We start from the raw sequence: 19,698 nt of genomic DNA, 5'->3' as shown, positions 1-19,698 counted from the left end.
AAACCAAATTCCATGGTACGCCCATAAACATATCCATTTGTAATATTAGAATCATTGATAGTTGTTATTAAAGAGCTGGTACACGTAGAAACCGCCTATTGGTTTAATGTATGGTAATTATCATCCGCTGTTATATTTCTTAATTGAATTTTTTAATTAGATAGATTTAACTTTAAAATTTAATATTTTTGACAAGCCATATATTGAAAACAAAAATAATAATGTCTATCTATATTATATTTATTTTTTAAACAACACTTATTTTTGAAGGTTTTCATTATTTAACATATAAGTTAAATATTTTCATGTTAATTTCTATTGTATTATTTTTTGATTTAAACTTTGGGTTTATCCTGGTACTACAGCCGTATTTTTTCTCAAGATGATTACGGCTATAGTATCAGGTAACTAAAATGATTAAACTAGCCCATAAACACCAGCCGAATATTGGATCCGGCTGATGTTTTATCAATGAGTAGCTAAATGTGAGCTAAAGAACACGCAGATTATTCAAACTCATTCCATGAACGACCATCGCGGGTAATCATAGCGATAGAAGCTACTGGTCCCCACGTGCCTGCCTGATAAGGTTTCGGTGGTTCATTATCCGCCGCCCATGCATCCATAATGGAATCCACCCATTTCCAGGCTTCTTCCACTTCATCACGACGGACAAACAATGCCTGAATGCCGCGCATTGCTTCCAGCAATAACCTTTCATAAGCATCAGCAAGATGCGTCTGGTTAAATGTTTCAGAGAAACTCAGATCCAGTTTGGTCGTTTGCAAACGGTGTTTATGTTCCAGTCCCGGCGCTTTATTCAGCACTTCAATATCAATACCTTCATCTGGCTGCAAGCGGATTGTCAATTTATTTTGCGGTAATTGCTGGTAGGATTCAGCAAACAGATTCAGAGAAGGTTCTTTGAAATAAACGACAACTTCAGAACATTTGGCTGGTAACCGCTTTCCGGTTCTCAGATAGAAAGGCACACCAGACCAGCGCCAGTCATCAATATCAACACGAATAGATACAAAAGTTTCCGTTTTACTGGCTTTATTCGCCCCCTCTTCTTCCAGATAACCAGGAACTTTCTTACCATGTACAAAACCTGCGGTATATTGCCCGCGAACCGTTTTTTCCCTGACATTAGTCTGATCAATCCGACGCAATGAACGCAACACTTTCACTTTCTCATCGCGAATGCGATCTGCTGTCAGGTCAGATGGTGGTGACATAGCAATCATAGTCAGAATCTGCAGAAGATGATTCTGGATCATGTCACGCATCTGCCCTGCCTGATCGAAATAGCCCCAACGCCCTTCGATACCCACTTCCTCAGCAACGGTAATTTGCACATGATCAATCGTGCGATGATCCCAATTATTAACAAAAAGTGAGTTGGCAAAACGCAGCGCTAACAAGTTTAATACCGTTTCTTTCCCCAAATAATGGTCAATACGGTAAATTTGGCTCTCATTGAAATATTTTGCAACTTCATCATTAATCGCTCTGGAAGAAGCAAGATCTGTTCCCAGTGGTTTTTCCATCACCACACGGTTGGGTTCCGTATTCAGCCCCGCAGCGCCTAATCCATGACATACTGCTCCAAATGTACTTGGAGGCATGGCAAAATAGTGAATAGCGGGTAAGTCATCTTTATTAATTATTTTTGCCAATTCGGTAAAATGTCCAGTCTCATTTACGTCCAAATTACAAAATTCCAGACGCGAACTGAGCTTCTTCCACAATTCTGAGTCTAATTTTTCGGACATAAATGTCACCAATGCTTCTTCAACGACTTTAGTATAGGCTTTTTTATCCCACTCAGCTCGACCAACGCCGATAATTCGGGTATCAGGATGGATATAACCCGCTTTTTCCAACTGGTAAAGGGAAGGCATTAATTTCCGGCGTGCTAAGTCTCCTTTCGCCCCAAAAATTACCAAATTACAAGCCTGAGCTGTAGACGTCACCGCCATGTTGCATCTCCTCAATTACGGGATATTGTAATTTTTTTACAGAATCTGTGGGTAATGTACCCTTTTGGTTATATGCAGTAAACATAGATTATTCATATCGCTCTTCGTATTTCACATTGCTATTGAAAATTTACAACGATTAAGAATTAATCTTACCGAGTTGAAAGTTAGACACTTGTCATATTTTTATGAAAAATCCCATGTTATCCGGTTATTGCCACTGCCAGCTTTCAATAACAAGTAGTATATTTTCATGAAAATGACATAGATTTCTCCTGTTAATGAAATCGTTAAAACCGAGGTTGAACTTCGTTTTATGAATACACTGGAACGGCTCCAAAATAGTCTTGATGTTTTGAGTAAGTCAGAGAAAATGGTTGCACAGGTCATCCTTGCTTCGCCACAGACTGCCATCCATTCAAGCATTGCCACTCTGGCTAAAATGGCGAATGTCAGTGAGCCAACGGTTAATCGTTTTTGTCGTCGTCTCAATACCAAAGGGTTTCCTGACTTTAAATTGCATCTGGCACAAAGCCTCGCCAATGGTACACCTTATGTGAACCGCAATGTGGAAGAAAGTGACAGCGTCACCTCTTATACAAACAAAATTTTCGAATCAGTAATGGCAAATCTGGAAACAGTCAAAAGTAATCTGGATATTGCAGCAATTAACCGAGCAGTCGACCTTCTGACACAAGCCAGAAAACTCTCCTTTTTTGGTTTGGGAGCATCAGCCGCCGTGGCTCATGATGCCATGAACAAATTTTTTCGCTTCAATATTCCAGTGACCTATTTTGACGATATTGTGATGCAACGAATGAGCTGTATTAGCAGTACCGAAGGAGATGTTGTCGTATTAATTTCCCATACCGGAAGAACAAAAAGCCTTGTAGAAATTGCTAAACTGGCCCGCGAGAACGATGCAACAGTGATCGCCATTACCTCGACCGGCTCCCCATTAGCACACGAAGCAACCCTCCCCATTCTATTGGATGTACCCGAAGATACAGATATTTATATGCCGATGGTTTCAAGAATTGCTCAATTAACCATCATTGATGTGCTGGCAACTGGTTTTACACTGCGCCGCGGCTCAAAATTCAGAGATAATTTGAAGAGGGTCAAAGAAGCTTTGCGTAATTCACGGTTTGATAAGCCTGAATAAATCAGAAAATAGACTGTGTTTTTGTTCACTATTTATCAACTCTCCAGACTGATAGCATATGTAGACTTTTTCCCACTGCATATTTGCAGTGCGGGGTTAATAATCAATAAATTAAATGGTTACCCTACGGTAATCGAAAACTCATATACTTAATGGATTTTAAGTTTCCCCCAACGATGCGGCAACTTGAAAAACAAAAGGTATACTTCATAGGTCAACGGAGTAATACATGTCCAGACGGCTCAGAAGAACAAAAATCGTCACTACACTCGGCCCAGCTACAGATCGTGACGACAACCTAGAAAAAGTTATCCAAGCGGGAGCCAACGTCGTCCGCCTTAATTTCTCTCATGGCACTGCGGAAGAACATATCCAACGTGCTAATAAAGTGCGCGAGATTGCTGCCCGTTTAGGTTGTCATGTTGCTATCCTCGGTGATCTTCAAGGACCCAAAATACGCATATCCACCTTTAAGGAAGGAAAAATTTTCCTGAATGTTGGGGATAAATTCCTGCTGGATGCCAACCTAAGTAAGGGAGAGGGAGATAAAGAAAAAGTCGGTATTGACTATAAAGGTTTGCCATCTGATGTAACGGCTGGTGATATCCTGCTATTAGATGATGGACGCGTTCAATTGAAAGTCCTGGAAGTTCAGGGGATGAAAGTTTTCACGGAAGTGACTGTAGGAGGCCCGCTTTCCAACAATAAGGGCATCAATAAATTAGGCGGCGGGTTATCAGCCGAAGCACTGACCGCAAAAGATAAGGAAGATATCATCACAGCAGCCAAGATAGATGTTGATTATCTTGCAGTTTCTTTCCCTCGTTCAGGTGAAGATGTGAATTATGCTCGCCGTCTCGCACGAGATGCAGGTTGTGAAACCCAAATCGTTGCAAAAGTTGAGCGAGCAGAAGCTGTTAGCAGTGATGAAATTATTGATGAAATTATTCTGGCATCGGATGTTGTCATGGTCGCTCGTGGTGATCTCGGTGTTGAAATTGGTGATCCTGAGCTGGTTGGTGTACAGAAGAAACTGATCCGCCGCGCTCGCCAACTGAATCGTGTCGTGATTACAGCCACACAAATGATGGAATCCATGATCACCAACCCAATGCCGACGCGTGCCGAAGTCATGGATGTCGCCAATGCGGTACTGGATGGTACTGATGCTGTTATGCTCTCTGCTGAAACAGCCGCAGGTCAGTATCCTGCGGAAACCGTTGCCGCTATGGCACAAGTCTGTCTTGGTGCGGAAAAAATGCCAAGTGTCAATGTTTCCAAACATCGTCTGGATATTACATTTGATAGCATTGAAGAAGCGATTTCAATGTCTACCATGTATGCAGCCAATCATCTGAAAGGCGTCAAGGCAATTATCGCCATGACTGAATCTGGCCGCACAGCTCGTATGATGTCCCGTATCAGTTCTGGCCTGCCTATCTTCTCTATGTCTCGCCATGAATCAACCTTAAACCGTACTGCCCTTTATCGTGGTGTGACGCCAGTTTATTGTAGCTCACATACTGACGGGATCGCTGCGGCAAATGAAGCAGTGAATCGCTTGCGCGATAAAGGCTATCTTATCTCTGGGGATTTGGTACTCGTGACCCAAGGTGATCAAATGGGAACTATTGGCAGCACTAATACCTGTCGTGTACTTGAAGTAGAATAATCTCAATATAAATATAGGGCTGCTCTATCACAGCCCTATTCTCACATTTAACTACTTCTCATCATTGCTCTAAAACGGACACATATAAATAAGCATCCCAAAAACCAGATCACTTCCTCATCCTTAGCACCTATCCCCTAATTAAAGGACAATTATTGATTAAGGGGATCTCAGTTAATTTATAAGGTAAACTCAATGTTCATATGGCGTTATTCCAATCACAAATCTTCCCTTTTATAAGGCTCAATATCCCCTGCTTTCCGTGTCTTAAGTAATTTTAAGATCCAAGTGTATTGTTCAGGATTCGGCTTCACCAATTCTTCCAATTCCTCATTCATCCGGCGCGCAATATAGGCATCATCCTGCCCTGCAATATCCTCCATTGGCGGGCGGATATAAATGTCTAACTGATGGGTTTGGCAATTATAAACAGGAAATAACGGAACAATGGCCGCGCGGCAAACTTTCATTAAACGCCCAAGTGCAGGCAAAGTAGCTTTATAAGTGGCAAAAAAATCGACGAATTCGCTGTGCTCTTCGCCATGATCCTGATCAGGCAAATAATATCCCCAAAAGCCTTCCCGCACTGTAGAGATAAAAGGTTTAATTCCCGCATCACGGGAATGCAGACGACCACTAAAGTGACAGCGCGCTTTGTTCCATAAGTAATCAGCCACTGGATTGCTTTGGTGGTGAAACATAGCCGACATTTTTTGTCCACGTGCAGCCAACAACATTGCGGGAATATCAACAGACCAGCCATGTGGAACCATAAAAATGACATTTTTGCCTTGTGCCTTTAAAGCCTGAATAATGTCTTCGCCATGCCATTGGGTTCGTTCAAGTGTCGATTTTGCTCCTCTGAGGCAAAGCTCCGCCAGCATAACAAACGATTGAGGGGCGGTAGCAAACATGCGATCAATCAGCTCTTCGTGCTGTTGTTCCGTTAACTCAGGAAAGCAATAAATTAAATTGATTCTTGCCCTGCGACGGGCACTTTTCGCTTTTTTTCCCGCCCAAATACCTATCTTGGCCAGGAATGGATCACGCCATTTTACAGGGATATAAGACAATCCTGCCAATATACCCACGCCAGCCCAAAGCCCCCAATAGCGGGGATGTAAATAAGCTCGATGAAACCGAGGGACATATCCCAATTTACTATCTGTATCTTTTTCTTTATTCATGAGCTAACTCTGATGATCCCAATATTTGCTCTCAAAGCGAGAGTTTACAACAAAAAATAAGATAAAAGCGGATGATAGTAATCATCCGCTTTTATCTCTGTCAATAATTGGAAATTGATGCACTTAATCTAACAACAATTGAGGCTTAGTCTCTCGAACCATTGCTACATATTCTGTACGCTCTTTACCACTCAGCCCACCAGAACGCGGTAATTTTGCAGTGAGAGGATTAACCGGCCTCTGGTTATCCCAGAATTCAAAGTGTAAGTGTGGGCCTGTCGAACGCCCCGTATTCCCTGATAACGCAATACGTTCACCTCGTTTCACTTTCTGACCCGGTTTTACCAGTATTTTTCTCAAGTGCATGTATCGAGTTGTATATTGACGGCCGTGCCGAATGGCAATGAAATTACCGGCTGCACCATCAAATTTGGCAACAACGATTTCGCCATCACCCACTGCCAAGACGGGCGTTCCTACTGGCATAGCAAAATCAACCCCTTTGTGTGCTGTAATTCTGCCGGTTACCGGATTTAAGCGATGTGGATTGAAAGAAGAAGATACTCTGAACTGTTTAGTTGTGGGGAAACGCAGGAAACCACGCTCAAGACCGGAAGCATTGCTGTCGTAAAAACGGCCATCATTGGCTCGGAAAGCATAATAATCGTTGCCACCACTCTGTAAGCGAACACCTAACAATTGGCTCTGTTCACTTTTCCCATCAAGCAGTTCACGGGACATCAGCACAGAAAAACGGTCGCCTTTACGCAATTTGCGGAAATCTATCTGCCATTGCAACGCTTTTGTTACTTCTCTGGCTTCGCTGCTGGTTAATCCAGCAATCAGGGCGCTACTATTAAAACTGCCATCAACTGTACCTGTGATGACACTATTTTTCCATTCTCCCTTCTGGAACTCTTGCGTTTCGTTAAAAGTATCCCCTTCGCGAGTATAAACGCGAGTTTCACGACGTGATATATCCCAAGTCAGCGTTTTTAAATTCCCATTATCGTCAGTAGTCCACGATAATGACTGACCAATACCTAAATTACGCAATGACTTATATTGATTTGCTAACAAAGCAACATCAGAGGAATCAATTCCGAACTGAGTTAAAATCGAACTCAGAGTATCACCACTGGAGACAACATATTGGTGCGGAGCATTTACTGCTGTATCAACAGAGCTGCTATCATCATCCCCAATGCCCTCATTGGGGAGTTGTTCATTAGCATCCCCAGCAACGTCATCCGTTGCTTCTGGAATGCTATTAGGGGTACTGAGAATAATACTACCTGTTCGTTCTTCCCGTTCATGATAAACAACAGGCCGCCATACCGCGATAGCCAAAGTGACCAGCGTTAGAGATCCAAGCATGATCTTGTGTGGTTTGGGCAGGTTGTTGTATACCAGAACGATAGTTTTAGCTATCTGCTGCACTAATAAAATTCCTTACTGTACTAATTCAGGCAGCTCGCGTATTGTTTTGATAGCTGAGTTATAAATTTCATGTAGCTATCTTTATCCAATACGATACCACTCCCTAAAGGGTCAAGTATTCCAATACGTACATCAGTACCTTTTGCTACGGCATGAATAACGGCTGGCTTAAATTGAGGTTCAGCAAAAATACATCTTGCTTTCTGCTCAACCAATTGTGTTCGTATTTTGTGTAACCTCTGCGCACCAGGTTGTATTTCAGGATTGACCGTAAAAACACCCAGCGGAGCCAATTGGTAGTGTTTTTCAAAATAACCATACGCATCATGAAAAACAAAATAACCCTGCTTTTGTGCAGGCTTTAAAACATAAGTAATATTCTTATCAGTTTGTGCTAGCTGTCCATTGAATTTACGTAGGTTTACTTCTAATTGCTGTTTTTGTTGAGGATATTGTTCAATAAGCTGATCATATATTGCCTGAGCGGCTTTTTCCGCAATCTCTGGAGAAAGCCAAATATGCATATTATACTCACCGTGATGATGATGTTCATGATCTTTCTCATGTTTATGCTGATATGATTCAGCATCAGGATCATTACCATCTTCACTATTTTTCAATAACAGTGGCTTAATAGTCGATAATTCAGCCAGTGACAGTCGCTTATTCTGTTCAATTTTAGCTATCGGTTTTGCCAAAAAAGTTTCCATATCTGGGCCGATCCAAACAACCAAATCGGCTTGATTAATTTTCTGTACATCCAGAGGCCGTAACGCATAATCATGTGGAGAAGCACCATCGGGTAAAAGTACCTGAGTCTTTGTTACACCATCAGCAATGGCAGCAGCAATAAAACCCAATGGCCGAATGGATGTGACAACATCGGCCTGCGCAGAGCCATTCACTCCTGCCACTAACACAGTCGCTAATGCGATTTTATGAAAAAATTTATGCGCGTATTTCTGTGAGTTGTGTAACATAATATGAATATTCCATGCAGAAAATTTAATTTTGTTATATTATAACATTTCAATGATTCTGCAAGACACTTTTAACTCACCAACGATGATTACCTTAAAAAATATTACGGTTGAATTTGGTAACCGCAAGGTATTAAACAATATTTCATTCAATCTCAAACAAGGGAAAATTCTGACGCTGATCGGCCCAAACGGTGCGGGAAAATCAACTCTGGTCCGCGTCGTTCTTGGTCTAGTGCAACCCACTTCGGGCACTATTGAACAGAATCCCACGTTGAGAATTGGTTATGTTCCGCAAAAACTTAACCTTGATCCCACTCTGCCCCTGACTGTTAAGCGTTTTATGCTGCTAAGGCCCAATGTGAAATCCGCAGATATCATGCCGGTATTAAATCGGGTCAAGGCTGCTCACTTATTAGAGCAACCAATGCAAAAACTGTCTGGTGGAGAAACTCAGCGTGTACTAATCGCCAGAGCTTTATTAAACCACCCCCAGCTTTTGGTTCTTGATGAACCAACACAAGGCGTCGATGTCAATGGCCAACTGGCGCTTTATGACTTAATCAACCAAATCAGAACAGAACTTAATTGTGCTGTGCTTATGGTATCCCATGACCTGCATTTAGTAATGGCGAAAACAGACGAAGTTTTATGCCTCAATCAACACATTTGTTGTTCTGGCACACCGGAAGTGGTGTCAATGCATCCAGAATTTATTGCAATGTTTGGGCATCATGGTGCAGAGCAACTGGCAGTTTACCGCCATCACCACAATCATCATCATGATCTTAGAGGGAAAATTATTTTGAAAAATGTTGGGGAATCACGTTGATGATTGAATTATTGCTTCCCGGCTGGCTCGCCGGTATTTTTTTGGCAATTGCCGCAGGGCCTCTTGGTTCTTTCGTCGTTTGGCGCAGAATGTCCTATTTTGGCGATACACTGGCACACGCATCACTGCTCGGTGTTGCATTCGGTTTCTTACTGAATGTGAATCCATTTTATGCGGTTATTGCGGTTACACTTATTCTGGCCACTATTTTAGTTTGGTTGGAAAAACGTCCACAATTGGCAGTTGATACATTATTAGGCATTCTGGCTCACAGTGCCTTGTCGTTGGGCTTAGTCGTCGTTAGTTTTATGACCAGTGTGAGGGTTGATCTAATGGCGTATTTATTTGGCGATTTGTTGTCTGTGACTTATGAAGATCTCTGGTTGATTGCCGCCGGTGTTTCGATTGTTACTGGATTACTGACATGGCAATGGCGCGCTCTGCTATCAATGACAGTTAGTCAGGATCTGGCTTTTGTCGATGGCATTAAAATTCAACGTCTGCGTATCTTACTGATGTTAGTGACAGCATTAACTATTGGGCTGGCAATGAAATTCGTCGGGGCGTTAATTATCACCTCCCTGCTGATTATCCCTGCCGCGACCTCCCGTCGTTTCTCCCGCACACCTGAACAAATGGCCGTTTTTGCAATGATTGTCGGTATGCTTTCTGTTACTGGAGGATTAACATTATCGGCGTTTTATAACACACCGGCAGGGCCTTCCGTTGTACTTTGTTCAGCAGTATTATTTGCATTGAGTTTAATAAGCAAGGCTAAAAGCTGATATTAATCCTCTTCGCCTTGCCATTGCAGCTTTTTAGCGACAGCTCAAATACCACTGACAGGGGTTATAACTGAGATAGATTATAACCCTTTTTTTACTTGATAAATCAATGTCGTTATTCGTTTTCCTTGCTCAATCCAAAATGCCGATAAGCATGATGGGTTGCAATACGCCCGCGTGGCGTTCGTTGAATAAATCCTTGCTGGATCAGGAAAGGTTCCAGCACATCTTCGATAGTTTCTCGTTCTTCACCAATCGCCGCTGCCAAGTTATCCAAGCCAACAGGGCCGCCCATAAATTTATCAATAATGGCAATCAGCAATTTACGATCAAGATAATCAAACCCGGCCGAATCGACATTCAGCATATCCAGAGCCTGAGATGCAATATTGCTATCAACCGTACCATTACCTTTCACCTGAGCAAAATCACGTACACGACGCAATAATCGATTAGTAATACGGGGAGTGCCGCGGGAACGCATTGCGATCTGCCTTGCACCATCATCTGAAATATCTAATCCCATATAGCGTGCACTGCGGGAAACGATGCTCTGCAAATCATCAACATTATAAAATTCAAGGCGCTGTACGATACCGAATCGATCACGTAATGGTGAAGTTAAGGAACCGGCACGAGTAGTTGCACCAATCAACGTAAATGGGGGAAGATCAATCTTGATAGAGCGGGCGGCTGGCCCTTCACCAATCATAATATCCAGTTGATAATCTTCCATTGCCGGATAAAGAATTTCTTCCACAACCGGTGATAAACGGTGGATTTCATCAATAAACAGTACATCATGCGGCTCCAGATTAGTGAGCATAGCGGCAAGATCCCCTGCCTTTTCCAATACTGGCCCCGATGTGGTACGAAGATTAACTCCCATTTCATTTGCAACAATATTTGCCAGTGTGGTCTTACCTAACCCTGGGGGACCAAAAATTAATAAGTGATCCAGTGCATCACCACGCTGACGTGCCGCCTGGATAAAAATTTCCATCTGCTCACAAACATGGGGTTGCCCAACATACTCAGACAGAAATTTCGGCCGGATAGCACGATCAATGGCTTCATCATCTTGCAGAACGCCTGCTGAAACTAGACGGTCAGCTTCAATCATCACTTAACTCCTGTGATTACAGAGCCGCACGAAGTGCTTCTCGAATAAGGGTTTCACAATCTGCACCTGGTTTAGCTACTTTACTCACCATCCGGCTGGCTTCCTGCGGTTTATATCCCAGAGAAACCAGTGCCGCTGCGGCTTCTGCTTCAATATCGGCTGTAGAATTCGCTTGTTTGCTGACTGCCGGCAAATTAACATCACTACTTTGGTTAAATAGATCGCCGTTAAGCCCCTTAAAGCGATCTTTCATCTCTACAACTAGCCTTTCAGCCGTTTTTTTACCAACACCCGGCAACTTAACCAATGAAGCAATGGCTTCTTGTTCTATAGCGGTAACGAATTGCTGGGCAGACATACCCGAAAGGATTGCCAGAGCTAATTTAGGCCCAACGCCATTGACCTTAATCAGTTCACGGAAAAGTGCCCGCTCCTGTTTATTATTAAAACCGTATAATAACTGAGCATCCTCACGTACAATAAATTGTGTAAATAAGATAGCTTCCTGACCAATTTCAGGCAGTTCATAAAAACAGGTCATTGGCATATGAACTTCATAACCGACACCATGAGTTTCCAATAAAACCAACGGTGGCTGTTTTTCCAACACGGTTCCTCTCAAACGCCCTATCACTGTTTACCCCCTGAAAATAAAATAAATCGTTCCGCTAGCTTATAGCACAAAAAAAACTGGACGTATATCCAGCACCAACTATTTCAAGCGACCTCGCGTTAAATTTAACCGCGCATCACCTACCCGAAGCAGGTTTTGGCTGAGATGACAATGTGTAATAGCAATAGCCAAAGCATCAGCGGCATCGGCCTGCGGATTAGCAGACAATTTCAGCATCGAACGTACCATGTGCTGAATCTGGCTTTTTTCAGCCGCCCCCGTACCAACCACTGTCTGTTTAACCTGACGGGCTGCATATTCAAATACCGGTATGGATTGGTTAGAGGCCGCGACAATGGCCACACCACGCGCTTGCCCTAATTTCAAGGCTGAATCCGCATTTTTCGCCATGAAAACTTGCTCTATTGCAAAAACATGGGGTTGGAATTGGGTGATGATTTCAGTAATTCCGGCGTAGATCTTCTGCAAACGACCGGGTAAGTCATCTACTTTTGTTCGAATACAACCGCTACCGAGATAGATAAGTTGCCGTCCCTGCTGGCGAATAACGCCATATCCCGTGACTCTGGAGCCAGGGTCAATACCAAGAATAATCGCCATATCGAATTATTCACTTAAATTCCGCCGCAACCGGCTCACCTGTGATATGGGATAAAAACGTTAGAGAAAGTGCCCTGATTGAAAGCACACTTTCTCTACGCTGTGAACCCTAATGCTAATTACAGCAGTGCTGCAACCTCATCAGAGATTTCACCATTATGATAAACCTCTTGCACATCGTCAGAATCTTCAAGCATATCGATCAGACGAAGTAATTTAGGCGCAGTCTCTGCATCCAGTTCCGCTTTCGTAGATGGGATCATAGAAACTTCCGCGGAATCTGCCTTGAAACCGGCTGCATCCAGTGCATCTTTCACATTTCCGAAAGACTCTGGAGTAGTATAGACGTCAATTGCACCATCATCATAAGTTTCAACATCGTCAGCCCCCGCTTCCAACGCTGCTTCCATCACCGCATCTTCGTCCAAGCCTGGTGCGTAGGAAATAACCCCTTTCTTGGTGAACAGATAAGAAACAGAGCCATCAGTTCCCAGGTTACCACCTGTTTTAGTGAACGCATGACGAACTTCAGAAACAGTACGGTTACGGTTATCACTCAAGCATTCAACCATTACTGCTGTACCGCCAGGGCCATAACCTTCGTAAATGATGGTTTCCATGTTATCTGACTCGTCGTTACCAACACCACGGGCAATTGCGCGATTCAACGTATCACGAGTCATGTTGTTGGACAGCGCTTTATCGACGGCAGCGCGCAAACGTGGGTTGGAATCTGGATCACTCCCCCCCAGTCGAGCAGCCGTGACCAATTCACGGATAATTTTTGTAAAAATCTTACCGCGTTTGGCATCCTGTGCAGCTTTGCGGTGTTTCGTATTGGCCCATTTACTATGACCTGCCATGCAAATATCTCCGATAAAACGTCTTGTAGACTAAATTACAAATTCTTCAATTGCTTGCCGATTGCTCCACGACTTCGTCAGTTTAGCCGCTTCTTCCGCAGCCAACCATTGATAAGCCAGATGTTCAGTCAGCAAAATCTCTCGCTCCTCAGGTAACGCCAGAGAGAACCAATGTTCTTTATTGCGTGTTACCCCCGGAGCATATCGATGTCGTAGGTGCGAGAAAATCTCATAATAAAGACAGCGTTGACAATCTTTCAGTTCAAGATTTTCATTGATAATATCAATGCCTACCTCTTCCTGTACTTCACGTAACGCCGCCTCCCGCGGTTTTTCGTCCTTTTCAAGGCTACCTGTCACAGATTGCCAAAATTCAGGATCATCCCGTCGCTGTAGCATCAGCACCCTTTTGCTGTTAACGGCATAAATCATAACCAGTACAGATTCAGGGCGCTTATAAGCCATTATTCGTTCTCTTTTTTAACGACTGAAATAGCCAATTCTTCCAACGCCGCTGAATTCGCTGGGCTTGGTGCATCAGTCATCAAACATGCCGCTGCCGTTGTTTTCGGGAAAGCGATCACATCACGAATATTATCTGTATCAGTCAGCAACATAACGAGGCGATCCAAGCCGAAAGCCAAACCTGCATGTGGTGGTGTACCGTATTTCAGTGCATTCAGCAAGAAACCAAATTTCTCCTGCTGTTCCTGCTCATTAATACCCAGAATACGGAATACCACCTGCTGCATTTCATTGCGATGGATACGGACAGATCCCCCACCTACTTCATAGCCATTGATCACCATGTCATAAGCGTTCGCGATAGCAGATTCTGGATTACCTTCCAACTCAGCCGCCGACATATCACGCGGAGACGTAAATGGATGATGCATTGCCGTCAAACCACCTTCTCCGTTTTCTTCAAACATAGGGAAATCAATCACCCAAAGCGGTTTCCAGCTTGCCAGATCGGTGATGTTCAAGTCGCGACCCAGTTTCAGGCGCAGCGCTCCCATCGCATCAGTAACAATATTTTTCTTATCAGCGCCGAAGAACAGGATATCACCATCCTGAGCATTGGTACGGGACAACAGGCTCTCAACTACCTCTGCAGACAGGAACTTAGCAATCGGGCTTTGTATCCCTTCCAGACCAGCAGCACAGTTGTTAACTTTCATCCATGCCAAACCCTTCGCACCATAGATGCCAACAAATTTACCGTACTCATCAATTTGCTTGCGGCTCAGTTCTGCTCCACCAGGAACACAAATAGTCGCAACACGGCCTTTTGGATTGTTTGCTGGTTCGGCAAAAACAGAAAACTCCACATCTTTAACCAGATCGGCAATATCCACCAATTCCAGAGGGTTACGTAAATCTGGTTTATCTGAACCAAAGCGGCGCATGGCTTCTTCGAATGTCATAATTGGGAAGCTGCCCAAATCGACACCTTTTACATCCAACCACAGTTCACGGATCATTTTTTCCATGATCTCACGAACTTGTTCAGCGGTCATAAACGAGGTTTCAACGTCGATCTGGGTAAATTCTGGCTGACGATCGGCACGCAAATCTTCATCGCGGAAACATTTCACAATCTGGTAATAACGGTCGAAGCCAGACATCATCAACAACTGTTTGAAAAGCTGCGGAGACTGCGGTAGTGCATAAAATTCACCTTTATGCACACGGCTTGGCACTAAATAGTCGCGCGCACCTTCTGGCGTTGCCTTAGTCAGCATTGGCGTTTCAACATCAATGAAACCCGCATCATCCATAAAACGACGCACAAAACTGGTGATCTTTGCTCTGGTTTTCAGACGCTGCGACATTTCAGTGCGACGCAGATCAAGATAGCGGTATTTCAGGCGCTGTTCTTCGCTGTTAATCTGGTTGCTGTCCAGAGGCAATGGCTCCGAGCGGTTGAAAACCGTTAGGCTTTCTGCGAAAACTTCAATTTCGCCGGTTGCCATATCTTTATTGATTTGGTTATCAGGGCGCGCACGCACAATCCCTGTAATTTGAATACAAAATTCATTACGCAGTTCAGAAGCCTGAGCAAAGACCTCTTTCTGGTCTGGGTCAAAAAATACCTGAACGATACCCTCGCGATCTCGCATATCAATAAAGATCAAGCCGCCTAAATCACGGCGACGATTTACCCACCCACAAAGAGTCACTTTCTGGCTTTCATGGGCCAGGCTCAACTGCCCACAATAATTAGTACGCATACAATATCCTTTTACTCAGCTCGTTATGCTTTCTGCTGCGGAAATTTTGGCATTGTTCTTTTAGGAAGAATTGCAAAAAAGGTTGCTATTATACTGGAAATTCTGACCAGAGATAAGGTCATAACGCCGTTCTTGGCAAGACAATTTTTTGCTATCCAATAGCATTCATAGAATTTATTATTAAATACTATAATTTATAGCGACAGTTTTCTTTTTGGGGTTTATCATCATTTGGCCGTTTTTTGGTTAGGCAATTGGAGTTAAAAAATGGTTAGCTCGCTTTATATAGTACTGGGCGCACTACTGTTAATTAAGCTGTCTCTGGATGTAGTCAAATTAAGAACGCAATATCGGGTAGCTTATGGCGATGGCGGTTTTTATGAATTGCAAACAGCCATTCGGATTCATGGTAATGCAGTTGAATACATTCCAATTTCAATGCTGCTATTGATTGTCATGGAGATGAATGGGGCACCTGTTTGGATGCTGCACATTTGTGGATTAGTATTACTTTCAGGCAGAATACTACACTACTTTGGCTTGCGTCATCGAGAAATACGCTGGCGGCGTATGGGTATGGCAGCAACCTATATTTCCATGATAATAATGATTATCAATAACATCTACTATTTACCGTGGGAGCAAATTTTTTCCCTCTATACATGAAAATGGGTGACTAGAGTGATACCCAAGGCGGTGAACTACCGCCTGAGTGTCTATCTATTGATTATCTCCCTTTCTGCCTTTTCTTGCATTCTGTTAGAATAACCACTTCTTATTGTTTCCAAAATCAATGTTGTTATGTCAAATCAAGAATCTCATAATCAACGGGATAGCCTGTTCTCTGCCCCAATTGCTAATTTAGGTGACTGGAATTTCGATGAACGGGTTGCCGAAGTCTTTCCTGATATGGTGAAACGCTCAATTCCCGGTTATTCCAATATCATTTCCATGATAGGTATGCTGGCAGAACGTTTTGTAACGCCAAATAGTCAAATTTATGATCTCGGCTGTTCCCTTGGCGCAGCCACGCTGTCAATCCGCCGTGCTATTAACGCCGAAAATAATAGTGCCAATCCCCATACAGAGGGTTGCCGTATTATTGCCATCGATAACTCACCGGCAATGATCGAGCGCTGCCGCCGCCATATTGACTCTTTCAAAGCCAATATTCCCGTTGAAGTCATCGAACAGAACATTCTTGATACCGACATTCAAAATGCATCAATGGTCGTGTTAAATTTCACATTACAGTTCTTGAATCCCGATGATCGCCAGAAAATGTTGGATAAAATCTATGCAGGATTAAAGCCTGGCGGCGTTTTAGTGCTGTCTGAAAAATTCAACTTTGAAGATGAGCAGATTGGCGAGTTGCTATTCAACATGCACTATGATTTCAAGCGAGCCAATGGTTACAGCGAACTGGAGATCAGCCAAAAACGCAGTATGCTGGAAAATGTCATGCGGACAGATCCTGTTGAAACTCACAAATCACGTCTGAAACAAGCAGGCTTCCAGCATGTTGAAGTCTGGTTCCAATGTTTTAACTTTGGCTCATTATTAGCAATAAAAGGATCTGACCAATGATTGATTTCAGTAACTTTTATCAATTGATCGCCAAAAACCACTTAAGTCACTGGTTGGAATGCCTGCCTGCACAATTAAGCCATTGGCAACAAACCTCATTGCATGGTCAGTTCAGTTCATGGGTAAGGATTCTGGAAAACCTGCCTGAGATTCACCCCACCCAACTTGATCTGAAAAATGGTGTCATTGCGAACCATGAACCAGATCTGGCAAACGGTGAAAAAGCCCGTATTCAAAATATCCTGAAGCTATTGATGCCGTGGCGTAAGGGACCTTTCTCACTGTATGGCGTGGAGATTGATACCGAGTGGCGTTCTGACTGGAAGTGGGATCGCGTCCTTCCCCATATTTCTTGTTTAAAAGGCAGAACCGTCCTTGATGTCGGCTGTGGCAGCGGTTACCACATGTGGCGCATGGTGGGGGAAGGTGCTCAGTTAGTCGTGGGTATTGACCCAACTCAGCTTTTCCTGTGCCAGTTTGAAGCTATCAGAAAATTACTGGGCAACGACCAACGCGCCCATCTTCTGCCTTTAGGCATTGAACAATTACCAGAACTACAAGCCTTTGATACCGTGTTTTCAATGGGCGTGCTTTATCATCGCCGTTCTCCCCTCGATCATTTGTGGCAACTGAAAAACCAGTTAGTTTCCGGCGGTGAATTAGTTCTGGAGAGCCTGGTTATTGAAGGTGATGAACATCAATGCCTCATTCCTGGTGAACGTTATGCGCAAATGCGGAATGTTTACTTTATTCCGTCAGCCAAGATGCTGAAAGTTTGGTTAGAAAAATGTGGTTTTGTTGATGTCCGAGTTGTTGATCATGCAGTCACAACACCGGATGAACAACGCCGGACAGAATGGATGAAAACCGAATCGCTGATCGATTTTCTTGAGCCAAATGATCATGGTAAAACGATAGAAGGCTACCCTGCCCCACTGCGGGCTGTCCTTATCGCCCGCAAACCATAATCTTTCTTTTTTTATCTTTTAGGTTGCTTTTTGTTGGCGGATTATCCCAGTTGCATAGTCAACGATGTAACTGGGAATTCAGATGAAATACATACAGAGTATTTTATTTTGTCCGTTGAACCAAACTAATCACACCCTTCATCGATTCAACTAACTTCCCATCAACACGGTGGTAAGCATATTCATCTACCTCACTGTCGTCAGAACTCATTTTCACGCCTGCTTTCCGATATTTCATGGCAGAAGGCACGATCTTACCTGCTGAACTGTGAACTTCTGTTATCCCAATATCCAGAAACTTACAGATATTACTCATTCTGACACCCGCCCCAGGCATAATTATCGGCCCCTGGCTGGCCTGTAACAATTCTTTTAACAAAGGTAATCCAAACTCAGCACTTTGTTGCTGGCCCGAAGTTAAAATACGCTGCACACCGATCTCTGTCAGTTGCTCCAACGCTATATGTGGATTGAAACACATATCAAAGGCTCGATGAAAAGTGACTTCCATATTCCCTGATAATGACATCAATTGTCTCATGCGCAGCCGATCGATATGACCATCTTCGTTTAATACGCCAAAAACGACACCGGAAAATCCCATATCACGAATACGAGCAACATCATTTTTCATCACTTCAAAATCTGTATTGCTGTAACAGAAGTCTCCCCCTCTTGGCCGTACAATGGGATGCACAGGAATTGATAAACGCTGTAATGCGTGCTGCAATGTCCCGAAACTCGGTGTTACTCCACCTTCCGACGGGCTTGCACACAATTCAATGCGATCTGCGCCCGCCTGTTGTGCAACCAAAGCACAGCTTATGCTATAACAGCAAATTTCTAGTTTTATCATTCAAAGCCCTCCCTCGAAATGAAATATATGCTCTGTAACACCAAGGTATTGAAGGTGATCGATTAGCCTGCATGTTTCACATCTCCCATAAGAAAGATAGAGTTTACGATTCACTTTTCACTTTTGATAATCTCTTTGAGAGAAAAAGGGTGAAATTTGATTGTGACTTCACCGTTTGTCACCGCTAACGTTGGGTTTGGTAACCTTTCATTATCCCCTTGCGGATAACTCTCTTTTGTACGAAAAACAGCAGGCAACGAATCAGGTAATAATTTATAAGCTTCGTGTATCAGTTGTTCTGGTGGCACAGGCAGGACAAATTCGACATGTTCCCAACCTTCGTGCACGTATTGCTTTTTACCCGGATAAGGTAACTCGACACAATCAATTTGCCAGCCAAGTAAAGTGATTGGCTGGCTTAACTCAAATAAGCAGATTGGCCGGCCATTGATCCTGCTTTCAGACAATAATTGGCCACATCGCAGAAAACCTTGACGCCAGCGATCAGCGATTGAAATATCATTACAACGCAGTGAAATATGATCCGCTGCATACTGCGTAATTTCCAAGCCAAGATATTCACCAAACTGTTTTAACTTTTGCTCAAACTGATATAAATCAGTCACCAAATCCTGTAATTCAGAAATTATTGAAAAGTGCGTCATTTTTCCCCCAGCAAAAAACTATCGCCTGAAAGGCGAGCTGAAAACAAAAAGTCATACCGCAAGCGGCGGCTGATGGTAGCATGCAGGATGCTGAATATGGTATAAAACCTGTTATTTTGTCTAAC

General features: G+C 43.3%; 19 protein-coding genes. 7 read left to right on the top strand and 12 right to left on the bottom strand.

From position 1 onward, the window contains the following. Nucleotides 1–506: 506 nt before the first annotated feature. Nucleotides 507–1,982, bottom strand: a complete 1,476-nt coding sequence (gene zwf, locus ACE1SE_RS08725; protein WP_374053488.1) for a glucose-6-phosphate dehydrogenase — start codon at nt 1,980–1,982, stop codon at nt 507–509. Between the two features lie 316 nt (nt 1,983–2,298). On the opposite strand from zwf, the gene ACE1SE_RS08720 reads away from it, so the two are divergent. Together ACE1SE_RS08720 and pyk are read left to right on the top strand one after the other, a co-directional pair. After that, nucleotides 2,299–3,147 carry a MurR/RpiR family transcriptional regulator gene (locus ACE1SE_RS08720; RefSeq protein WP_374053487.1) on the top strand — a complete coding sequence of 283 codons (849 nt, stop codon included), beginning with the start codon at nt 2,299–2,301 and terminating at the stop codon, nt 3,145–3,147. Between the two features lie 229 nt (nt 3,148–3,376). Beyond that, on the top strand, nt 3,377–4,819 hold the full coding sequence (gene pyk, locus ACE1SE_RS08715; protein ID WP_374053486.1) for a pyruvate kinase: 1,443 nt from the start codon (nt 3,377–3,379) through the stop codon (nt 4,817–4,819). Between the two features lie 218 nt (nt 4,820–5,037). On the opposite strand, the gene lpxM is transcribed toward pyk, so the two are convergent. The 3 genes from lpxM to znuA form a co-directional block, all read right to left on the bottom strand. After that, entirely contained in the window at nt 5,038–6,006 is a 969-nt protein-coding gene (lpxM, locus tag ACE1SE_RS08710; protein WP_374053485.1) for a lauroyl-Kdo(2)-lipid IV(A) myristoyltransferase, read from the bottom strand. Nucleotides 6,007–6,129: 123 nt separating this feature from the next. Next, nucleotides 6,130–7,446, bottom strand: coding sequence for a murein DD-endopeptidase MepM (gene mepM / locus ACE1SE_RS08705; RefSeq protein WP_374053484.1), 1,317 nt, complete (start codon nt 7,444–7,446; stop codon nt 6,130–6,132). 20 nt (nt 7,447–7,466) lie between these two features. Further along, the gene (gene znuA / locus ACE1SE_RS08700; protein WP_374053483.1) at nt 7,467–8,426 is read right to left on the bottom strand and encodes a zinc ABC transporter substrate-binding protein ZnuA; all 960 of its coding nucleotides are present in this window, start codon (nt 8,424–8,426) and stop codon (nt 7,467–7,469) included. Nucleotides 8,427–8,478: 52 nt separating this feature from the next. Between znuA and znuC the strand changes: the two genes are divergently transcribed. After that, complete coding sequence (gene znuC / locus ACE1SE_RS08695; protein ID WP_374053482.1) at nt 8,479–9,258, top strand: zinc ABC transporter ATP-binding protein ZnuC; 780 nt, start codon at nt 8,479–8,481, stop codon at nt 9,256–9,258. Then, a complete protein-coding gene (gene znuB, locus ACE1SE_RS08690; protein WP_374053481.1) occupies nt 9,258–10,043 on the top strand; it encodes a zinc ABC transporter permease subunit ZnuB in 786 nt (261 codons plus the stop codon). The genes znuC and znuB overlap by 1 nt, the downstream gene beginning before the upstream one ends. 115 nt (nt 10,044–10,158) lie before the next feature. Here the strand turns inward: znuB and ruvB are convergent, their stop codons facing one another. The 6 genes from ruvB to aspS form a co-directional block, all read right to left on the bottom strand. After that, entirely contained in the window at nt 10,159–11,166 is a 1,008-nt protein-coding gene (gene ruvB, locus ACE1SE_RS08685; RefSeq protein ID WP_374053480.1) for a Holliday junction branch migration DNA helicase RuvB, read from the bottom strand. 16 nt (nt 11,167–11,182) lie between these two features. Beyond that, entirely contained in the window at nt 11,183–11,800 is a 618-nt protein-coding gene (ruvA, locus tag ACE1SE_RS08680; protein WP_374053479.1) for a Holliday junction branch migration protein RuvA, read from the bottom strand. Nucleotides 11,801–11,878: 78 nt separating this feature from the next. Then, nucleotides 11,879–12,400, bottom strand: a complete 522-nt coding sequence (gene ruvC / locus ACE1SE_RS08675) for a crossover junction endodeoxyribonuclease RuvC (RefSeq protein ID WP_374053478.1) — start codon at nt 12,398–12,400, stop codon at nt 11,879–11,881. Between the two features lie 119 nt (nt 12,401–12,519). Further along, nucleotides 12,520–13,263: a YebC/PmpR family DNA-binding transcriptional regulator gene (locus ACE1SE_RS08670; RefSeq protein WP_374053477.1), complete on the bottom strand. Its 744-nt coding sequence runs from the start codon at nt 13,261–13,263 to the stop codon at nt 12,520–12,522. Nucleotides 13,264–13,293: 30 nt separating this feature from the next. Continuing rightward, on the bottom strand, nt 13,294–13,728 hold the full coding sequence (gene nudB, locus ACE1SE_RS08665; protein WP_374053476.1) for a dihydroneopterin triphosphate diphosphatase: 435 nt from the start codon (nt 13,726–13,728) through the stop codon (nt 13,294–13,296). Continuing rightward, entirely contained in the window at nt 13,728–15,497 is a 1,770-nt protein-coding gene (gene aspS, locus ACE1SE_RS08660) for an aspartate--tRNA ligase (RefSeq protein ID WP_374053475.1), read from the bottom strand. The genes nudB and aspS overlap by 1 nt, the downstream gene beginning before the upstream one ends. 267 nt (nt 15,498–15,764) lie before the next feature. Here aspS and ACE1SE_RS08655 point away from each other — a divergent pair, with 267 nt between their 5' ends. The 3 genes from ACE1SE_RS08655 to cmoB all read left to right on the top strand — a co-directional run bounded on the left by ACE1SE_RS08655 (nt 15,765) and on the right by cmoB (nt 18,052). Further along, the gene (locus tag ACE1SE_RS08655; protein ID WP_374053474.1) at nt 15,765–16,163 is read left to right on the top strand and encodes an MAPEG family protein; all 399 of its coding nucleotides are present in this window, start codon (nt 15,765–15,767) and stop codon (nt 16,161–16,163) included. Between the two features lie 135 nt (nt 16,164–16,298). Next, nucleotides 16,299–17,084 (top strand): carboxy-S-adenosyl-L-methionine synthase CmoA, encoded by a 786-nt coding sequence (gene cmoA, locus ACE1SE_RS08650; protein WP_374053473.1) that lies wholly within the window; start codon nt 16,299–16,301, stop codon nt 17,082–17,084. Beyond that, nucleotides 17,081–18,052: a tRNA 5-methoxyuridine(34)/uridine 5-oxyacetic acid(34) synthase CmoB gene (cmoB, locus tag ACE1SE_RS08645; protein ID WP_374053472.1), complete on the top strand. Its 972-nt coding sequence runs from the start codon at nt 17,081–17,083 to the stop codon at nt 18,050–18,052. Before cmoA ends, cmoB begins: the two co-directional genes overlap by 4 nt. 103 nt (nt 18,053–18,155) lie before the next feature. On the opposite strand, the gene cutC is transcribed toward cmoB, so the two are convergent. Continuing rightward, on the bottom strand, nt 18,156–18,908 hold the full coding sequence (gene cutC, locus ACE1SE_RS08640; RefSeq protein WP_374053471.1) for a copper homeostasis protein CutC: 753 nt from the start codon (nt 18,906–18,908) through the stop codon (nt 18,156–18,158). Between the two features lie 110 nt (nt 18,909–19,018). Beyond that, complete coding sequence (locus tag ACE1SE_RS08635) at nt 19,019–19,573, bottom strand: VOC family protein (RefSeq protein WP_374053470.1); 555 nt, start codon at nt 19,571–19,573, stop codon at nt 19,019–19,021. Nucleotides 19,574–19,698 lie beyond the last annotated feature (125 nt).

This window comes from Xenorhabdus taiwanensis (assembly GCF_036512875.1).
GTDB lineage: Bacteria > Pseudomonadota > Gammaproteobacteria > Enterobacterales > Enterobacteriaceae > Xenorhabdus > Xenorhabdus taiwanensis.
Note: the sequence above shows the minus strand (reverse complement) of the source record. Positions and strands in the feature narration are given on the sequence as shown.

Excerpts from the sequence above, each read along its gene's own strand:
- ruvC (WP_374053478.1), bottom strand. The coding sequence starts at position 12,400 with ATGGCGATTATTCTTGGTATTGACCCTGGCTCCAGAGTCACGGGATAT.
- znuC (WP_374053482.1), top strand. The coding sequence starts at position 8,479 with ATGATTCTGCAAGACACTTTTAACTCACCAACGATGATTACCTTAAAA.
- ACE1SE_RS08635 (WP_374053470.1), bottom strand. The coding sequence starts at position 19,573 with ATGACGCACTTTTCAATAATTTCTGAATTACAGGATTTGGTGACTGAT.
- ACE1SE_RS08670 (WP_374053477.1), bottom strand. The coding sequence starts at position 13,263 with ATGGCAGGTCATAGTAAATGGGCCAATACGAAACACCGCAAAGCTGCA.
- pyk (WP_374053486.1), top strand. The coding sequence starts at position 3,377 with ATGTCCAGACGGCTCAGAAGAACAAAAATCGTCACTACACTCGGCCCA.
- lpxM (WP_374053485.1), bottom strand. The coding sequence starts at position 6,006 with ATGAATAAAGAAAAAGATACAGATAGTAAATTGGGATATGTCCCTCGG.
- znuB (WP_374053481.1), top strand. The coding sequence starts at position 9,258 with ATGATTGAATTATTGCTTCCCGGCTGGCTCGCCGGTATTTTTTTGGCA.
- ruvB (WP_374053480.1), bottom strand. The coding sequence starts at position 11,166 with ATGATTGAAGCTGACCGTCTAGTTTCAGCAGGCGTTCTGCAAGATGAT.
- ACE1SE_RS08655 (WP_374053474.1), top strand. The coding sequence starts at position 15,765 with ATGGTTAGCTCGCTTTATATAGTACTGGGCGCACTACTGTTAATTAAG.
- ACE1SE_RS08720 (WP_374053487.1), top strand. The coding sequence starts at position 2,299 with ATGAATACACTGGAACGGCTCCAAAATAGTCTTGATGTTTTGAGTAAG.
- aspS (WP_374053475.1), bottom strand. The coding sequence starts at position 15,497 with ATGCGTACTAATTATTGTGGGCAGTTGAGCCTGGCCCATGAAAGCCAG.
- znuA (WP_374053483.1), bottom strand. The coding sequence starts at position 8,426 with ATGTTACACAACTCACAGAAATACGCGCATAAATTTTTTCATAAAATC.
- cmoA (WP_374053473.1), top strand. The coding sequence starts at position 16,299 with ATGTCAAATCAAGAATCTCATAATCAACGGGATAGCCTGTTCTCTGCC.
- nudB (WP_374053476.1), bottom strand. The coding sequence starts at position 13,728 with ATGGCTTATAAGCGCCCTGAATCTGTACTGGTTATGATTTATGCCGTT.
- cutC (WP_374053471.1), bottom strand. The coding sequence starts at position 18,908 with ATGATAAAACTAGAAATTTGCTGTTATAGCATAAGCTGTGCTTTGGTT.
- zwf (WP_374053488.1), bottom strand. The coding sequence starts at position 1,982 with ATGGCGGTGACGTCTACAGCTCAGGCTTGTAATTTGGTAATTTTTGGG.
- cmoB (WP_374053472.1), top strand. The coding sequence starts at position 17,081 with ATGATTGATTTCAGTAACTTTTATCAATTGATCGCCAAAAACCACTTA.